The sequence below is a fragment of the Niallia yueguangensis genome (genome assembly GCF_052663115.1).
Window position 1 is genome coordinate 1 of sequence record NZ_JBQTCX010000015.1, and the last position, 16,474, is coordinate 16,474.

A 16,474-nucleotide genomic window follows, 5' to 3' on the forward strand; every position below is an offset into this window, starting at 1 on the left:
AAGAAAAGCGGAAGCGCCCGTTTAGCGACGAATGGACTGGGGCTAGACAATTATTAATAAGAGGAGAGATTAATATGAGTACAACAGTAAAAGAAGTAAAAAACAATGCGGATGAGAAATACACACAGGTGAATGAGTATATTCAGAAAGTTCTTCAGTTAATTGAAAAACAAGACGTGACAAAAGAAGAAGCTGCTTGGATAACACAAGAAACAGTTAATGGCTTTAGAGACCATGTGAACCCAGGGTTTCTTGAATATCGAAAAACAGTAACGATTGATACACAATTTGCTGCAGTAGAATGGTCAGATGAAGGTTCATGCTTTACAGATGTTAACGGGAAAAAATATATCGATTGCCTAGGTGGTTTTGGAATCTACAATGTTGGTCACCGCCATCCAAAAGTAGTAAAAGCGGTTGAAGACCAATTAAAACGCCAAGCATTACATAGTCAAGACTTATTGGATCCACTTCGTGCAATGCTTGCAAAAATTCTAGCGGATGTAACGCCTGGAGATTTAAAATATTCTTTCTTTACGAATAGTGGTACGGAAAGCGTGGAGGCTGCCCTAAAGCTAGCTAAAATGTATAGCGATCGCACGACATTTATTTCAACTACTCGATCCTTTCACGGAAAAAGTCTCGGCTCCTTATCAGGTACAGCAAAAGGGATGTTCCGTAAGCCATTTTTGCCATTAATACCGGGATTCCGTCATGTTCCATTTGGAGATATCGACATGATGAGAAAGACATTTGAAACATGTGCATTAGTAGGTGAAGATGTGGCAGCAGTTATTCTTGAACCAATCCAAGGTGAAGGTGGGATTATTCTACCTCCTGAGAATTATTTGAAACAAGTACGAGAATTATGTGACCAGTATGATGCTATTCTTATTTTTGATGAGGTTCAAACAGGAATGGGAAGAACAGGAAAAATGTTTGCCGCTGATTTATATGAGGTTGTACCAGACATTTTATGTTTAGCGAAAGCATTTGGTGGTGGAGTAATGCCAGCTGGTGCCATCATTGCGAAAGAGCATGTTTTTAAAAGTCTTTTTGACAATCCATTTATGCATACAACTACGTTTGGAGGAAACCCGCTTGCTTGTGCAGCAGCGATTGCGACTTTTAACGTATTAATAGAAGAAAATTTACCGGAACGTGCTGCTGAAATAGGAGAATACTTTTTAAATGAACTAAAAGAAGCTGCCAAAGGTCATGAAAATAAAGTGATGGAAATTAGAGGAAAAGGATTGATGATTGGGATTGAGTTTCACCAAGATGAAGTCGGCTACGCATTATCTAAAGGAATGTTTGATGAAGGTATCTTAGTAGCAGGAACCCTTGTAAACTCAAAAACTATTCGTATCGAGCCGCCTTTAACGATTTCAAAAGAAGAAGTAGATCATGTAGTAAGCAGCTTTAAGAAAGTACTAGAACAAATTTAAATATAAGTTAGTTAATATTAAACTAATGCTCCTTTGTTAAGTGAAAAACAATGTTAGAAAATCTATCAAAACACAAGACAAGTTTTTGAAAATTGATATATTTAGATTAGGAACAAATGAATGAAAGTCAGTCATTAAGAGGTTGTAAAAACTTTTTATATTATCCCTGATAGTGATTGACGTTCATTCATAGTTTACGTAATTACTTATTTCAAGATAAATTTTCATAATATTCAGCTTTTAATTTAAAGGGGGAAGATACGTGCAAAATGTTACATTAAAACGTTCATTGAAATTATGGCAAATTGTATTAATGGGGATAGGTTATATGACCCCTATGGTTGTATTTGATACGTTTGGGATTGCGTCTGAACTTACAAATGGACATGTCCCATTAGCCTATTTAATTGCGTTAGTTGCAATGCTGTTAACAGCTGTCAGCTATAAAAAAATGATTCAAGTGTTTCCGACAGCAGGTTCAGCGTATACATATACGCAAAAAACAATGAACACTCATATAGGGTTTGTAGTTGGATGGTCTGCGTTAATGGATTATTTATTTTTGCCAATGGTGAATGCCTTGATTTTTCAAATTTATCTACATTCCCTTTTCCCAAGCCTTCCTGAATGGATATGGGTTGTTGGATTTGTTTTCATTACAACATTGCTGAATTTACGAAGCGTCAATTTTACAGCTAATTTTAATACCTTTCTTGTTTTGTTTCAAATTATCATATTAGTTCTATTTATTAGTGTGGCAATCAAAGGTCTTTTTAACGGTGAGGGTACCGGTGCACTCTTCTCTTTGCAGCCTTTTTATGAAAAAGGCTTAGATATATCGAGCCTTGTTGCAGGTGCAACATTGATGTGCTTCTCTTATTTAGGTTTTGACGCAGTTGCGATGTTGTCAGAAGAAACGCCAAATCCTAAAAAAACAATTCCCCGAGCTATTTTTCTGACTGCTCTTATAGGTGGAATTATGTTTACGGTAACAGCCTATTTTATTCAATCTGTTTTTCCGAGTCCATCAGATTTTAAAAATCCAGAAGCTTCCTCTCCTGAAATTGTTCTATATATGGGTGGAGTATTCTTTCAAATGGTATTTCTAGCAGGTGGACTGGCAGGGGTAATCGCTTCAGGGATTTCCTCCCATGCTAGTGTGTCTAGGCTACTGTATGTTATGGGTCGTGATCATATTCTCCCGAAAAAAGTATTTGGATATGTTCATTCTAAATTAAGAACGCCTGTTTTAAATATATTAATAGTTGGTTTAGTTTCCTTGTCAGCGATCTTTTTTGATTTAGGAACGGCTACTAGCTTTATTAATTTTGGTGCATTAATTGCATTTACTTTTGTAAACTTATCCGTTATCGCTCATTTTGCAGTTCGAAAGAAAAAACATAAAACGACAAAAGAATTATTTAATTACATTATCATGCCTCTTTTAGGTGCTGGAGCTATTGCAATCCTTTGGTTAAATCTTGAAAAAAATTCTTTCATCGTAGGGATTAGCTGGGCTGTGATAGGGTTTGTTTACCTTCTAATTATCACAAAATTCTTTAAAGTTAACCCTGGAAAAATCAGCTTTAATGAAATGGATGAGCTTGAACCGTCAAGCCAAATTGATGTGGATATAAAAACAATGTAACAGAAAATTAAAAAAAACTATGTTAGAAAATATTACAAATATTCTGATAATAATAAACGAGCATGGTATGATGCTTTTAACAAACAGATTTACTTCATCAAAATACAAAAATGAATTAGAGATTGTAATCGTAGAATGTCTTAAAGATAACGACCATATTTGAGTTGAATTCTCTATGTAAAGTTGTGTTTTTCACCTAGATTTACAGAGGGAGGTATAATATTGCAACAATTAAAAGTACGTGAAGAAGAAATTTATCAAATTTTAAGAAAGGCCATCTTTAATACAGAGCTTTTACCAGGAACGCAATTAATTGAAACTTCTCTTGCTGAAGCTTTTGGAGTAAGTCGTACGCCTATTCGAGCTGTATTACAACGTTTGAAATATGATTCCTTAATTGTGATGATTCCAAATCGAGGGGCGTTTGTATATTGTCCTGATCCAAAAGAAGCGGAACAAATCTTTTTTGTTCGTCAAATTTTAGAACCAGAAGCGGCAGCTTTAGCAGCTATTCATGCAACCACGCAGCAATTGAAATTTATTAAAAATTGTTTAGATCAAGAACTTGAGCTTTATAAACAAAATGAACCTAAAAAAGCTCTTCCTATCATTGAACAATTTCGTATGAAAATTATTGAAGCTTCTGGAAATCCATATTTATTTGATAGTCTTAGGAAAATAATTTCTTTAACTCACATTATTCTAACATTTTATGATGTTTCAGATGATCATTGCTTTGATGTATATAATGAACATGTTTTATTATATGAAGCTATTAAAGCCAAAAATTCAATGGAAGCGAAAAGGCTTGCTTATCATCATATTCCAATGATTACAAAAGATATCGATTTTTCGAAGAAATTTACTTCTTCCCTTTCAATTAACCAAATTATAGAGAAATATACTTGATTTTTGGGAACTATTGTATACAAAAATTGTACCCTAAAAGGGGTGTTATATTCTATTCAAATAGAACACCTTCTAACAAGGAAGAACCTCTATTTTTTTTAGTTAAATTGTATACAAAAATTGTACACTAATAGGTTCGTTCTATTTTCAGAAATCACTTTCTATTAAATATAGTATTAAGAAGAAGCTTTATTTAAAAAAATAAATTATATAAAATCTTTGTGCACTAAAGGAGGATTTAAAATGTCATTTATTCAAATGAAAACAACGATACCAGGACCTAAGTCAAAGGAATTATTAAAACGAAAAGAGGCAGTTGTCCCTCGTGGACCGTTTAATACGGTTTTGTCATTTGCAGAGCAAGGGGAAGGTGCTTTGTTGACAGATATTGATGGCAATACTTTTCTAGACTTTGCTGGGGCGATCGGTACCTTAAATGTAGGACATCGACCTGCTCAAGTGGTAGAAGCTATAAAAAATCAATTAGATAAGTATATCCATACTTGTTTTAATGTCATGATGTATGAACCTTATGTAAAGTTAGCAGAGGAATTAGTTCGAATTACACCTGGTGATCACGCGAAGAAAGCTTTTTTTGCGAATAGTGGTGCTGAAGCGGTTGAAAATGCGATTAAAATTGCGCGTAAATATACAGGAAAGAAAGGGATTATTTCTTTCGAAAGAGGTTACCATGGACGTACGCTTTTAACTTTATCGTTAACGAGTAAGGTAAAACCATATAAATTCGAATTTGGACCATTTGCTCCAGAAACGTATAAGATCGGTCATCCTTATTACTATCGCAAGCCGGAAGGTATGACGAATGAACAACTGGATCAAGAAATGCTGCAGCGATTAGAAAACTTCTTTATTTCTGAAGCACCAGTTGAGGAAATCGCCGCTCTTATTATTGAGCCAGTTCAAGGAGAAGGAGGATTTATTGTTCCATCTGCAAGTTTTATGCAGGGTCTAAAGAAAATTTGTGAAAAGTATGGGATTTTATTTATTGCAGATGAGATTCAAACAGGCTTTGCTCGTACTGGAACGATGTTTGCGATTGAACAATTTGATGTTGTACCAGATTTAATCACAATCTCCAAATCCCTTGGGGCTGGTCTTCCTATTTCTGCTGTTGTTGGAAGTTCAGAAATTATGGATGCTCCGAACCCGGGTGAAATAGGGGGTACATATGGTGGAAGTCCACTTGGTTGTGTAGCGGCTCTTGAGGTTATTAAAATCATTGAAGAAGAAAAGTTAAATGAACGCTCTCAAAAGATTGGAAAGCTTTTAACTACCAGATTTAACTCATGGAAAGAAAAGTATCCAGAAATCGGCGAAGTACGCGGATTAGGTTCTATGGTGGCGATTGAATTTGTAAAGGATCCTGTGACAAAAGAACCGAACAAAGAGATTGTTAGTCAAATTATTAGTGCTGCTCAACAAAAAGGTGTCATTCTTTTAAATGCGGGAATATTTGGGAATTGTATTCGTGTTTTAGTGCCGATTGTGATAACAAATGAGCAGCTTGAAGAAGGTTTAAGTGTGCTTGAACAGGTAGTGGAGGAAACACTTGGGAAGCGAATCACTGTTTGATAGTAAACTAGTCTGATTTTTGTAGATTCATTATTTACTATTAGGGGGAATTTATATGAAAAAGCAGTTTCAACTATTATTATTAGCAACGATTCTTTCGATTATTTTAGTAGGCTGTGGGAGTCCAAATGAAAAAGCTTCTTCAGATGGAAACAATGATTCTACTAAAGTCAGTAATACTTTAGAGGAAGCAAAGAAAAAAGGGGTATTGGTCGTTGGTTCATCTAATGATGCACCTTTTGCCTTTATTGATAAAGATACAAAGGAATTTAGCGGCATAGACGCTGAAATTATGAAAGAAATTGGGAAACGCCTTGGTATACCAAAGGTTGAAATGAAAGAAGTAAAATTTGAGAATTTGTTACTCGAATTAAATAATAAAAATATTGATATGGTAACGGACGGAATGTATATAAAACCTGAACGAGAGAAAATCGTCAATTTTACAAATATTTGGTATACAGAAGGTGAAGCACTTGTCGTTTTAAAGGATTCTCCTATTAAAGGCCTTGATGATTTAAAAGATAAAGTTGTTGGTGGTCAAAAGGGTACAGCTTTTCTTGAATTTGCACAAAAGCTGCAAAAAGAGGGGAAAATCAAAGAGGTTACAGTCTTTGGTTCTCAGGCTGAACTATTATTAGCGGTAAATACGAAAAAGATTGATGCTTGTATTACGGATAGTGCAGTTGCAGGGTACAGTATCACAAAAGATCAATCTTTAAACATAAAATTAGTTTCTCCTTATAAAGCAGAAGCCGCTGGAAATATTGGAGCTGCAGTAAGAAAGAATGACACAGAGCTTTTAGAAGCGGTAAACAAAGAATTGAATAATTTAAAAGAAGAAGGCTTTATCTTGGAAGTCCTTAAAAAGTATGGACTAAACGAAGATAATTTTGTTCCTGCAGGAAAATAAGTGAGGGAGGGGGGAGAATATCCTTCCCTTTCTTCTATTAAAGAGGTGATGGAATGAATGTAATAGAGAATTTAGATTTTGCAACAGCTTTTCGAGAGCTTAGTTCTGTTTTATGGGAAGGAATTTGGATTGTACTAGGTGCAACTTTATCTGGTTTTGCTTTGGCCCTTCTATTAGGAACTTTAATTGCACTAGGAAGAATTTCGAAAATAAAAGTTTTAAATGGGTTATTAGTGATAGTGTTAGAAATTATTCGCGGTACTCCTTTACTTGTTCAATTAGTGTATATGTACTATGTAGTTCCATTGCTGATCACATTAGTGGGACAAATCTGGAGCCCAGAATATCAATTTAATCTTAGCCCATTTGTAGCGGGTATGGTTGGATTAGGTGTTAACTATGGTTGTTATTTATCAGAGGTTATACGTTCAGCCATTATTTCAGTAGATAAGGGGCAAACAGAAGCAGCTTTAGCTCTAGGATATACCAATCGTCAAGCCATGTGGTCAATTGTTATTCCGCAAGCTTCCCGAATTGCCCTTCCAACCTTAGGAAATTATGTGATCATGATGATTAAAGATACCTCTCTTTTAGCTTTTATAACTGTGAATGAGTTATTGCTTCGTACTCAAGCTTACGCCTCTCAAACGTTTTTAACAATTGAATCCTATACGATTTTAGCTGCAGCGTATCTTATCTTAAGCTTACCTTTGTCACAGTTAGTTCGTATGATGGAGAGGAGATTGATGCGTCATGTGTAAACCTATAATTGAAGTAAAACAGCTTTATAAGTCTTTTGGATCTAATGAAATTTTAAAGGGAATTGATTTAAAGATTTCACAAGGTGAGAAGGTTGTAATAATTGGTCCTTCGGGATCCGGAAAATCAACGCTGCTACGCTGCCTCAACTATCTGGAAATCCCGACATCTGGAATAGTAAAAATAGAAGGACATTATTTTGTAGAACCGAAAAAGAAATTTAATGAAAAACATGTTGCTTCGCTTCGAACTGAAGTCGGCATGGTTTTTCAGCGGTTTAATTTATTTCCTACGATGACAGCGCTAGAAAATGTCATGGCAGCTCAAATCAAAATTCGAAAAAAGTCAAAGGAAGCTGCTAGAGAAACAGCAGAAAAATATTTAAGAAAAGTAGGATTAGAAGAAAGGATGAATCATTATCCTAGCCAACTCTCTGGAGGACAACAGCAAAGAGTGGCGATAGCTCGTGCGCTTGCGATGGAGCCGAAAGTCATGTTGTTTGATGAAGCTACGTCTGCGCTTGATCCTGAATTAGTCGGGGAAGTTTTAAATGTTATACGGGGTCTTGGAGAGGAAGGGATGACCATGGTTTTAGTTACTCATGAGATGAAGTTTGCTGAAGAAGTTGGTGATCGAATTATTTTTATGGATGGCGGAGTAATTGTAGAGGAGGGGCATCCAAAGGAATTTTTCCACAATCCTCAGCATGAACGGACTAAATCATTTATTAAAAAGGTTGGACATTAATTAGGAGGAAAGAAATGATACATATTGGATCGTTTATTAATGGAAAAGAATTAAAAGGGGATAAACGTAAACAGCACGAGGTACTCAGCCCATACAATGGCAAGCTAGTAGGGATCGTTGATTTTTCTACATTGGATGATCTTGAAGAAGCGATTAACGTTGCTCAACATACTTTTAAAAACACGATGAAAAACATGCCAGCACATCAACGATCGGATATTCTCCGTAAGTCTGCCGATTTATTGGAAGCACGTACAGAAGAGTTTGCTCAATTGTTATGTCAAGAAGCAGGGAAGCCGATTCGGGATGCGAGAGGAGAAGTGGCTCGTGCTGTGATGGTATTACGTTTTGCATCGGAAGAAGCAAAGCGGAACGATGGAGAGCTGATTAAAATGGATTCGGCTGTAGGCGGGGAAGGAAAAATTGGGTTGGCGAAACGAATTCCGGTAGGAGTAGTAGCTGCGATTACGCCATTTAACTTTCCTTTAAATCTTGTGCTCCATAAGCTTGGGCCAGCTATAGCTGCTGGCTGTACAGTAGTCTTGAAACCAGCAGAGAAAACACCGCTTTCTGCGATGAAATTAGTGCAATTAATGAAAGAAGCCGGTCTTCCAGACGGGGTGATTAATGTAGTAAATGGACTAGGAACAGAACTTGTCCCTCCGTTAGTGACACATCCATATGTTAAGAATGTGACGTTTACAGGCAGTGGTCCGGTTGGTTTTAAGATTAAAGAAATGGCTGGCAATCGAAAGGTCACTTTAGAGCTGGGATCGAATTCACCGAATATTATTTTTGAAGATGCTAATATAGAAGCGGCAGCAGCAGGTGTGGTAAAAGGTGGATTTGCCTTCGCCGGACAAGCATGTATTTCTGTTCAACGTATTTACGTTCATAAAGAGGTGTATAGCTCATTTTTGGATGCATTGTTGCCAAAGATTGAAACGTTAAAAGTGGGAGAGCCATCCCAGGAAACGACCGATATTGGTCCGTTAATTACAGAAGATGCAGCGAAACGAGCAGAGGATTGGATTAATGAAGCAGTGGCAGAAGGGGCAGTAGTACTTACAGGTGGCCAGCGTATAAATACAATTCTAGAGCCAACTGTGCTCGCAAATGTAAATCCTTCTATGAAGGTTGTCTGCCAAGAGGTGTTTGCCCCGATTGTGACGGTTATTCCTTTTGAAACAGAAGAAGAAGTGATTGCTGCCGCAAATGACTCGGATTATGGATTGCAGGCCGGTGTGTTTACTTCTGATATCCAACGTGCTTTCCGACTTTTTGATTCATTGGAGACGGGCGGAGTTTGGATTAACGATGTCTCAACTGTTCGTCAAGATAATTATCCATATGGCGGCGTTAAGAAAAGCGGGAACGGTTTAGAGGGAGTTCCTTATGCAATCGAAGAAATGACAAAACTCAAATTTCTTGGAATTAACTTGAAGTAATGAATAAAAACTCGGAGCGATAGTAATCGCTCTGAGTTTTTCCTTATCCTTTGTTTTATCAAGCAATTTCGATTATCCTCTTTTCCCTACGAGGGATTGTAAAAATAATTGATTATAAAGTATAATGAATGATAGTCAGTCATATTGAAGTCACCTTAAAGGAATATAAGATTTATATAATAAAATATCGATAATTAGTAACTAGAATGAGAGGTATATATGAAAACTTGGTCGATTAATATCTTTTTTATTATGTTAGGATCAGCCATTGTGGGATGGGGGGTAAACTATTTCAATATTGCAAATGGACTCTCAGAAGGCGGCATTATGGGGATCGCTCTGATCCTTAATTACTTATTCAGCTGGGATCCGGGCTTATCGAGCATCTTCATAAATATGCCTTTGCTGTTGATAGGGTGGAAAATAATGGGGAGGGAAAGTTTTATCCTCACTATTGTAGGAACGGTATGTTTGTCTGTTTTTCTAACTATTTTCCAACAATGCTCCCTTGTAATGGATGATAAGCTGCTGGCATCGATATATGCGGGAGTAGCAGTTGGAATAGGTTTAGGCATCGTATTCAGATTTGGTGGCATGACCGATGGTGTAGATATCATCGCGAGATTATTTCAAAAATATTTTGGTTGGAGCATGGGGAGCACGATACTGATTGTTGATGCGGTTGTTTTGCTGCTATCTTTAGTTTATTTAGATTTGGAAGGTGCAATGTACACGATTTTAGCTGTTTTTGTTGGAGTTAAGCTAATTGATTACATACAAGAGGGTTCCTATGCAGCAAAAGCCGTCACTATTATGTCGATAATGCCAGAAGCAATTTCAAAACAAATACTAGCTGAATTGCAAAGAGGAGTAACTTTTCTTAATGGAAAAGGTGGATATACAAGACAGGAGAAAGAAGTTATTTACTGTGTTATTAGTCGTAAAGAAACGGTAAAACTAAGAAAAATTGTAACTAAAATCGACCCTAACGCTTTTATTATTTTTAATAATGTTCATGAAGTGTTTGGGAAGAGATGGAAAGATGTTGATGATTAATGGACTGGTACACATGTACTACCTGAAAGATCTTGTTTCATAAATATTCCACAGTATAAGGTAGTTGTCTTTTAGGGAGGGAATGTGTTTTCTCTTCCTTTTAAATATGCTGTGTTTCTAAGAGATTTGTATGTTTTGTACATCTATGTTGAATAAATTTAGTTGAACTTCTCTAGACAAAAGTCAGAGTTAATGATAAACTCAAAAAAGTTTGGTTCCTACAAGATTCTACTAAATTCAACATAAAAAGATGGGTAATTTCTAGTATTATAATATTCAAAATAAGTTTCAAACTTTATTAACTCTCATTTTTTCACTCCCCTCTATCTATAATCGATGCAATAAACTCTCATTTAATATGGAAAATCGTTGTGGATTAATTCTTTATACAGGATGCTTAAATAGAATACAACATAAAGCTCCTAGAGGTTATTTTGTAGAAGGGTTAAGTAAGAAACTTTGTAGCTTTTTATCCCGTATGAACGGGCAATAATACCCCACTAATTGAAGTTTCACTTTATTAAAGTTGGAATGAAACGTTAAAACCCGGTTGTAAATTTTACACCAAAACCATTTATTTTAAAGAAAAGAGGTTTTGATAATGGCTAACACTTCTGAGATTGCAAACACTAAACGCATTACAAGTAATATTTTTAAAGGTTCAGTTGGAAATCTAATCGAGTGGTATGACTGGTATGTATATTCTGCATTTGCCATATATTTCTCATCCCAGTTTTTTCCTGAAGGAGACGCGACAAGTCAACTACTTAATACGGCTGCTATCTTTGCTGTTGGTTTTCTAATGCGTCCATTAGGGAGCTTGTTAATGGGACGTTATGCTGACCGTTATGGCCGCCGTGCCGCTCTGTCACTCTCTATTACTGTTATGGCTAGTGGTTCCTTAATTATTGCCGTTACACCAAATTATAGTTCTATTGGCTTGCTATCTCCTATTATTCTTGTTATAGCACGTTTGCTTCAAGGGATATCTTTAGGAGGAGAATATGGAACCTCCGCAACTTATCTATCTGAGATGGCTAGCAGCGGTCGTCGAGGTTTCTACTCAAGTTTCCAATATGTTACGCTTGTAGCTGGACAGATGGTAGCATTAGGAGTGCAAATCATTCTTCAGAACGTCCTAAGCGAAGCAGATATGATGTCTTGGGGATGGCGTATTCCTTTTATCATTGGAGCAATAGGAGCGTTAAGTGTTTTATGGCTGCGCCGCTCAATGGATGAATCAGAACAATTTAAGAAGATGGATTCTAAAGAGAGAAAAAATGCTGGTACGATAAAAGCGCTAATGAAGCATCCTAAGGCTGTGTTAACAGTTGTAGGACTAACACTTGGTGGAACAGTTGCTTTCTACACATACACAACTTATTTACAAAAATTCATGGTGAATTCTGTAGGACTTGACAAAGGTGTTGTTACTTGGATTAACTTTATTGCTTTACTAATATTTGTCGTACTTCAACCTATTGGCGGTATGCTGTCTGATAAAATTGGACGCCGACCATTATTAATGACTTTTGGCATTTTAGGAACATTGATAACAGTGCCTTTATTCATGTTGATGAAACAAACAACCAGTCCCGTTGTTGCTTTTGTTCTTATGACGATTGGGCTTGTTATTGTAACAGGTTATACTTCAATTAATGCAATTGTAAAAGCTGAGCTCTTTCCAACGGAAATTCGTGCACTTGGCGTAGGTCTTCCTTATGGTCTTACCGTTGCGATTTTTGGTGGAACTGCCGAATTTATCGCCTTATGGCTAAAAAGCATTGGATCTGAATCACTGTTCTTTTTCTACGTATCAGCCTGTATTGCAGTAAGCTTTTTTGTCTACTGGCGTATGGGTGAATCTTCAAAAGGCTCCAAAATAGAAGCTGAGCTGGAGACGGAACAAAAGCTAGAAACTGGTAAATCATCTTAAATATAGAATTACTTATTGGTGGGTAGCCCTTTTGGTTACTCACCAATTTTATTTTGTTGCCTTTTTAGGGCTCTAAAAACTAGAGGTGAATGTGAGGAAAGGTTACATCGGGAAATGCGGATATTCGTCTTTATTTGTCAATAAAACTGCGAGAATCTTAGGAAATAATTAATAAAAAGAGAAGATTGTTTTTAGTGGATGAATATTGTTTGCATGTAAATAATTGGGTTTGTGGTGCAATCCATAAAATACTAATGTTTAATTTGAATATATTTTACTCTATTTTTATACAAATAGAAGTTTTTATTATGAAAATAAATACATTTTATTATATAAATAACATTATTAATAACTTAATATTATTAAAAAGAATATTGAAAATTATTTAAGAACTAAGGAAGGAGAAAGTTTTTTTACACTGATTTATTCATGGGAAATAATACAATTAGCGAAAAAATGAATGAATTCGGATTGAATATCGAGTTAGAAAACCTAACATTAATGTTTTAACTGGAGGAAAGTATATGAATCTTTTTCGAAAAAAGTCGATTGATTTATTATTGTCTCAAGCAAACAACAAAGGATCTCATTTAAAAAAAGATTTAGGTGCCTTTGATTTAACAATGCTTGGGATAGGAGCGATTATTGGAACAGGGATCTTTGTATTAACAGGAGTAGCTGCTTCATTACATGCAGGTCCGGCACTTGTTATTTCTTTTGTATTATCTGGACTTGCTTGCTTATTCGCAGCCCTTTGTTATTCTGAATTTGCTTCGATTGTTCCTACGTCTGGAAGTGCTTATACTTATAGCTATGCTACATTTGGGGAGTTACTTGCATGGATATTAGGGTGGGATCTTATCTTAGAATATGGACTTGCTTCTTCAGCTGTTGCAAGTGGTTGGTCTGGTTATTTCCAAGGGCTTCTTTCAGGTTTTGGGATACATCTGCCAACAGCCTTAACGAGTGCGTACAATCCTGAAAAAGGAACGTATATTGATTTGCCAGCTATTTTTATTGTTTTTCTTATTACCACGCTTCTCATTAGCGGTGTAAAAAAATCGTCTAGATTTAATGCCATTATGGTTATTGTAAAGGTTAGTGTTATTCTTTTATTTATTTTTGTAGGTTTTAATTATGTCACACCAGAAAATTGGACACCTTTTATGCCATTTGGTTTTTCAGGAGTTGCGGTTGGTGCTGCTACTGTATTCTTTGCTTATTTAGGATTCGATGCTGTTGCTACAGCGGCGGAAGAAGTAAAGAATCCTCAGCGCAATATGCCAATAGGAATTATTGCTTCTCTAGCTGTTTGTACCGTTCTTTATATCATTGTCAGCTCGATTCTTACTGGAATTGTCCCATATACAGAATTAAATGTAAAAAACCCAGCTGCATTTGCCCTGCAATATATTCAGCAAGATTGGGCTGCTGGATTTATCTCTCTCGGTGCGATTGTCGGGATCACAACAGTATTGCTTGTCATGCTGTATGCTCAAACAAGGTTGTTTTATTCAATGAGTCGTGATGGGCTATTGCCTAAGGTTTTATCAAATGTTAACAAAAAAACGAAAACACCAATTTCTAATACACTAATTACTGGTGCTATTGTAGCTGTTTTTGCAGGGTGTGTTCCATTGAACAAATTGGCTGAGCTTGCAAATATCGGAACATTATTTGCCTTTATTGTTGTATCCATTGGAATTCTTGTATTAAGAAAAACACAGCCAGAATTAAAAAGACCTTTTAAAGTACCGTTTGTACCAGTTGTTCCAATTTTATCGGTTCTATTTTGCGGATTTTTGATTATTCAGCTTCCAGGTTATACATGGATAAGTTTTTGTATTTGGCTGGTAATTGGTCTATTTGTTTATTTGGTTTATGGAAGAAAAAATAGTGAATTAGGGAAAGCGGAAAATAAAGATCAAGTGGCATAATTTTTTAGGCTGTTTTCTAAAAGTTTGTTGTTTTTGAATTAAATAATAAACAAGGTTGAAGCACTGAGCAGCCTGAATACACGTAGACTCCTGCGGAAAAAGCGAGAAAGACGAGACCCCACAGGAGCATAGCGACGAGGAGGCTCGGCACTCGTCCGCGGAAAGCGAAGTGTATTCAGGCTGCGGGTTTAACAACAATCTATACGTAAAGAGCCATTTTTTATTTTCATGTAATGATTTATTAAGGAAAGTAAGTATATAAATTGCAAGGTGCTTTTAAAGATTTAGAGAAAAAATGGATGGAATGATTGTTAATAATATTCATAGATAAAAAGCAGTTCTCTTACGATAGAGAGCTGTTTTTCTTTTGTAGAGATGTGTTTTATTCGTTATTACAAAACGAATAAAAAAATAGATTAATATATTTTAAATGTAAAATAATATTGAAAACATCCTACGTTTTTGTATGTAAAAATAGTGGAGCATATTCTATTATGAGTATAGTGAAAAATGAATATGGAAAATGAATTACAATTACATTAAATGGAGGAATAATCTTATGACTACTATTACAGCTAAAAAAAATCTTGAAAATATACATGCATATGTGGCAGGAAAGCCTATTGAAGAGGTTCAGCGCGAATTAGGGCTTGAAAGAATCATTAAATTAGCATCGAATGAAAATCCTTATGGATATTCAGCATCAGCAAAGGAAGCGATGCTATCGGAAATGGATCAAACGCATTTTTATCCTGAGATGACAGCACCAGCATTAGCTAATAAATTAGCTGAAAAACTGCAGGTAGAGAAGGATCAGATTATTATCGGAAATGGCTCTGACGAAATTATTCGTTTGTTGACAAAAAGTTATATAGATGCAAACGATGAAGTCATTATGCCTGATGTTACCTTTCCTCGTTATGAAACGAACACATTAATTGAAGGTGGTAGCCCGGTGCTTGTTCCTCTAGTGGATGGTGTTCATGACCTACAATCTATGTATAACGCGATTACAGAAAAAACGAAAATGATTGTCATTTGTAATCCAAATAATCCAACAGGAACTATCGTGAGAAAACAAGAATTAGCAGACTTTATTAACGATGTACCTAAACATATTATGCTAGTTATCGATGAAGCTTATTATGAGTATGTCAATGACGAGGAATATTTAGAAACGATTCCTTTTCTTCAGACAAATTCCAACCTAGTCATTCTTCGCACTTTTTCAAAAGTTTATGGATTAGCATCCTTGCGTATTGGCTATGGCATTATGCATCCGTCTATCATCGAAGAATTAGTGAAAGTAAAAGATGCATTTAATACAAACCGATTAGCACAAGCAGCTGCGTTGGCTTCTTTAGAAGATGAAGATTTTGTAGAATATTGCGCGACTCAGAATGAAAAATGTCGAAAGTATTTAGAAACGGAATTAACAAAAATGGGATTAGAATTCTTTCCTTCCCATACCAACTTCATCATGATTAAGCTAAATCAGCCTGGAAAAGAAATATTTGAAGGATTGTTAAAGCAAGGTATTATCATTCGTTCAGGTCATTTGCTTGGCTACGACCATACAATTCGCGTTTCTATTGGCAGTCAGCAAGAGAATGAAGAGTTTATTAAAGCATTGCAAAATTTGATTGGATAAATTCATTTAGAAACATACAAAACTCCAATGGAGACTCGTCCCTCGTCTCCACCATCTAACAAAGAATAGAAGGAGATTCTAACCTAATAAAGGATTTTTCTATTGAGATTACTATTGCATTTTTAAAAAAATTTGAAAACGATCATCATTTAATGGTTGTTCCAAAAATTCTTCGTAAATAAAATCGGCAAAAAGACAGGTTACTTTAAGTAACTTGCCTTTTTGCCGATTTTGTCATTGTATGATTAATCGACTGTGCAATTTTAAAATGAAAAGATCGTTTGATTTCATATCTATGTCTTTAGTTCTCTTTTATTAATAAACTTTGGCTGTTTTCTAAAAGTTTGTTGTTTTTGAATAAAATAATAAACATGGTTGAAACACTGAGCAGCCTGAATACACGTAGACTCCTGCGGGAAAAGCGAGAAA

Annotated in this window: 12 protein-coding genes; all 12 read left to right on the forward strand. The window is 35.7% G+C overall.

Annotated features, from left to right (window positions below):
* Nucleotides 1-74 precede the first annotated feature (74 nt).
* The 12 genes from ACTYA4_RS14225 to hisC all read left to right on the forward strand — a co-directional run bounded on the left by ACTYA4_RS14225 (nucleotide 75) and on the right by hisC (nucleotide 16,045).
* A complete protein-coding gene (locus ACTYA4_RS14225; protein WP_443482257.1) occupies nucleotides 75-1,448 on the forward strand; it encodes a putrescine aminotransferase in 1,374 nt (457 codons plus the stop codon).
* A gap of 262 nt (nucleotides 1,449-1,710) precedes the next feature.
* On the forward strand, nucleotides 1,711-3,096 hold the full coding sequence (locus ACTYA4_RS14230; protein ID WP_443482252.1) for an APC family permease: 1,386 nt from the start codon (nucleotides 1,711-1,713) through the stop codon (nucleotides 3,094-3,096).
* Nucleotides 3,097-3,318: 222 nt separating this feature from the next.
* A complete protein-coding gene (locus ACTYA4_RS14235) occupies nucleotides 3,319-4,005 on the forward strand; it encodes a GntR family transcriptional regulator (RefSeq protein WP_443482251.1) in 687 nt (228 codons plus the stop codon).
* 243 nt (nucleotides 4,006-4,248) lie between these two features.
* Entirely contained in the window at nucleotides 4,249-5,598 is a 1,350-nt protein-coding gene (gene gabT, locus ACTYA4_RS14240) for a 4-aminobutyrate--2-oxoglutarate transaminase (RefSeq protein ID WP_443482250.1), read from the forward strand.
* A 55-nt stretch (nucleotides 5,599-5,653) separates the two neighbouring features.
* The gene (locus tag ACTYA4_RS14245; RefSeq protein WP_443482249.1) at nucleotides 5,654-6,511 is read left to right on the forward strand and encodes a substrate-binding periplasmic protein; all 858 of its coding nucleotides are present in this window, start codon (nucleotides 5,654-5,656) and stop codon (nucleotides 6,509-6,511) included.
* A 53-nt stretch (nucleotides 6,512-6,564) separates the two neighbouring features.
* Complete coding sequence (locus ACTYA4_RS14250) at nucleotides 6,565-7,272, forward strand: amino acid ABC transporter permease (RefSeq protein WP_443482248.1); 708 nt, start codon at nucleotides 6,565-6,567, stop codon at nucleotides 7,270-7,272.
* 4 nt (nucleotides 7,273-7,276) lie between these two features.
* The gene (locus tag ACTYA4_RS14255) at nucleotides 7,277-8,017 is read left to right on the forward strand and encodes an amino acid ABC transporter ATP-binding protein (RefSeq protein ID WP_443482256.1); all 741 of its coding nucleotides are present in this window, start codon (nucleotides 7,277-7,279) and stop codon (nucleotides 8,015-8,017) included.
* A gap of 14 nt (nucleotides 8,018-8,031) precedes the next feature.
* Complete coding sequence (locus ACTYA4_RS14260) at nucleotides 8,032-9,465, forward strand: aldehyde dehydrogenase family protein (protein ID WP_443482247.1); 1,434 nt, start codon at nucleotides 8,032-8,034, stop codon at nucleotides 9,463-9,465.
* A 219-nt stretch (nucleotides 9,466-9,684) separates the two neighbouring features.
* Nucleotides 9,685-10,521, forward strand: a complete 837-nt coding sequence (locus ACTYA4_RS14265) for a YitT family protein (RefSeq protein WP_443482246.1) — start codon at nucleotides 9,685-9,687, stop codon at nucleotides 10,519-10,521.
* Nucleotides 10,522-11,122: 601 nt separating this feature from the next.
* The gene (locus ACTYA4_RS14270; RefSeq protein WP_443482245.1) at nucleotides 11,123-12,457 is read left to right on the forward strand and encodes an MFS transporter; all 1,335 of its coding nucleotides are present in this window, start codon (nucleotides 11,123-11,125) and stop codon (nucleotides 12,455-12,457) included.
* 524 nt (nucleotides 12,458-12,981) lie between these two features.
* Entirely contained in the window at nucleotides 12,982-14,394 is a 1,413-nt protein-coding gene (gene bcaP / locus ACTYA4_RS14275) for a branched-chain amino acid transporter BcaP (protein ID WP_443482244.1), read from the forward strand.
* 559 nt (nucleotides 14,395-14,953) lie between these two features.
* Nucleotides 14,954-16,045 carry a histidinol-phosphate transaminase gene (gene hisC, locus ACTYA4_RS14280; protein ID WP_443482243.1) on the forward strand — a complete coding sequence of 364 codons (1,092 nt, stop codon included), beginning with the start codon at nucleotides 14,954-14,956 and terminating at the stop codon, nucleotides 16,043-16,045.
* Nucleotides 16,046-16,474: the final 429 nt, after the last annotated feature.

Bases quoted from the DNA above. Each gene is read 5' to 3' on its own strand.
- ACTYA4_RS14270 (WP_443482245.1), top strand. From the start codon at position 11,123: ATGGCTAACACTTCTGAGATTGCAAACACTAAACGCATTACAAGTAAT.
- bcaP (WP_443482244.1), top strand. From the start codon at position 12,982: ATGAATCTTTTTCGAAAAAAGTCGATTGATTTATTATTGTCTCAAGCA.
- ACTYA4_RS14225 (WP_443482257.1), top strand. From the start codon at position 75: ATGAGTACAACAGTAAAAGAAGTAAAAAACAATGCGGATGAGAAATAC.
- ACTYA4_RS14265 (WP_443482246.1), top strand. From the start codon at position 9,685: ATGAAAACTTGGTCGATTAATATCTTTTTTATTATGTTAGGATCAGCC.
- ACTYA4_RS14260 (WP_443482247.1), top strand. From the start codon at position 8,032: ATGATACATATTGGATCGTTTATTAATGGAAAAGAATTAAAAGGGGAT.
- gabT (WP_443482250.1), top strand. From the start codon at position 4,249: ATGTCATTTATTCAAATGAAAACAACGATACCAGGACCTAAGTCAAAG.
- hisC (WP_443482243.1), top strand. From the start codon at position 14,954: ATGACTACTATTACAGCTAAAAAAAATCTTGAAAATATACATGCATAT.
- ACTYA4_RS14245 (WP_443482249.1), top strand. From the start codon at position 5,654: ATGAAAAAGCAGTTTCAACTATTATTATTAGCAACGATTCTTTCGATT.
- ACTYA4_RS14250 (WP_443482248.1), top strand. From the start codon at position 6,565: ATGAATGTAATAGAGAATTTAGATTTTGCAACAGCTTTTCGAGAGCTT.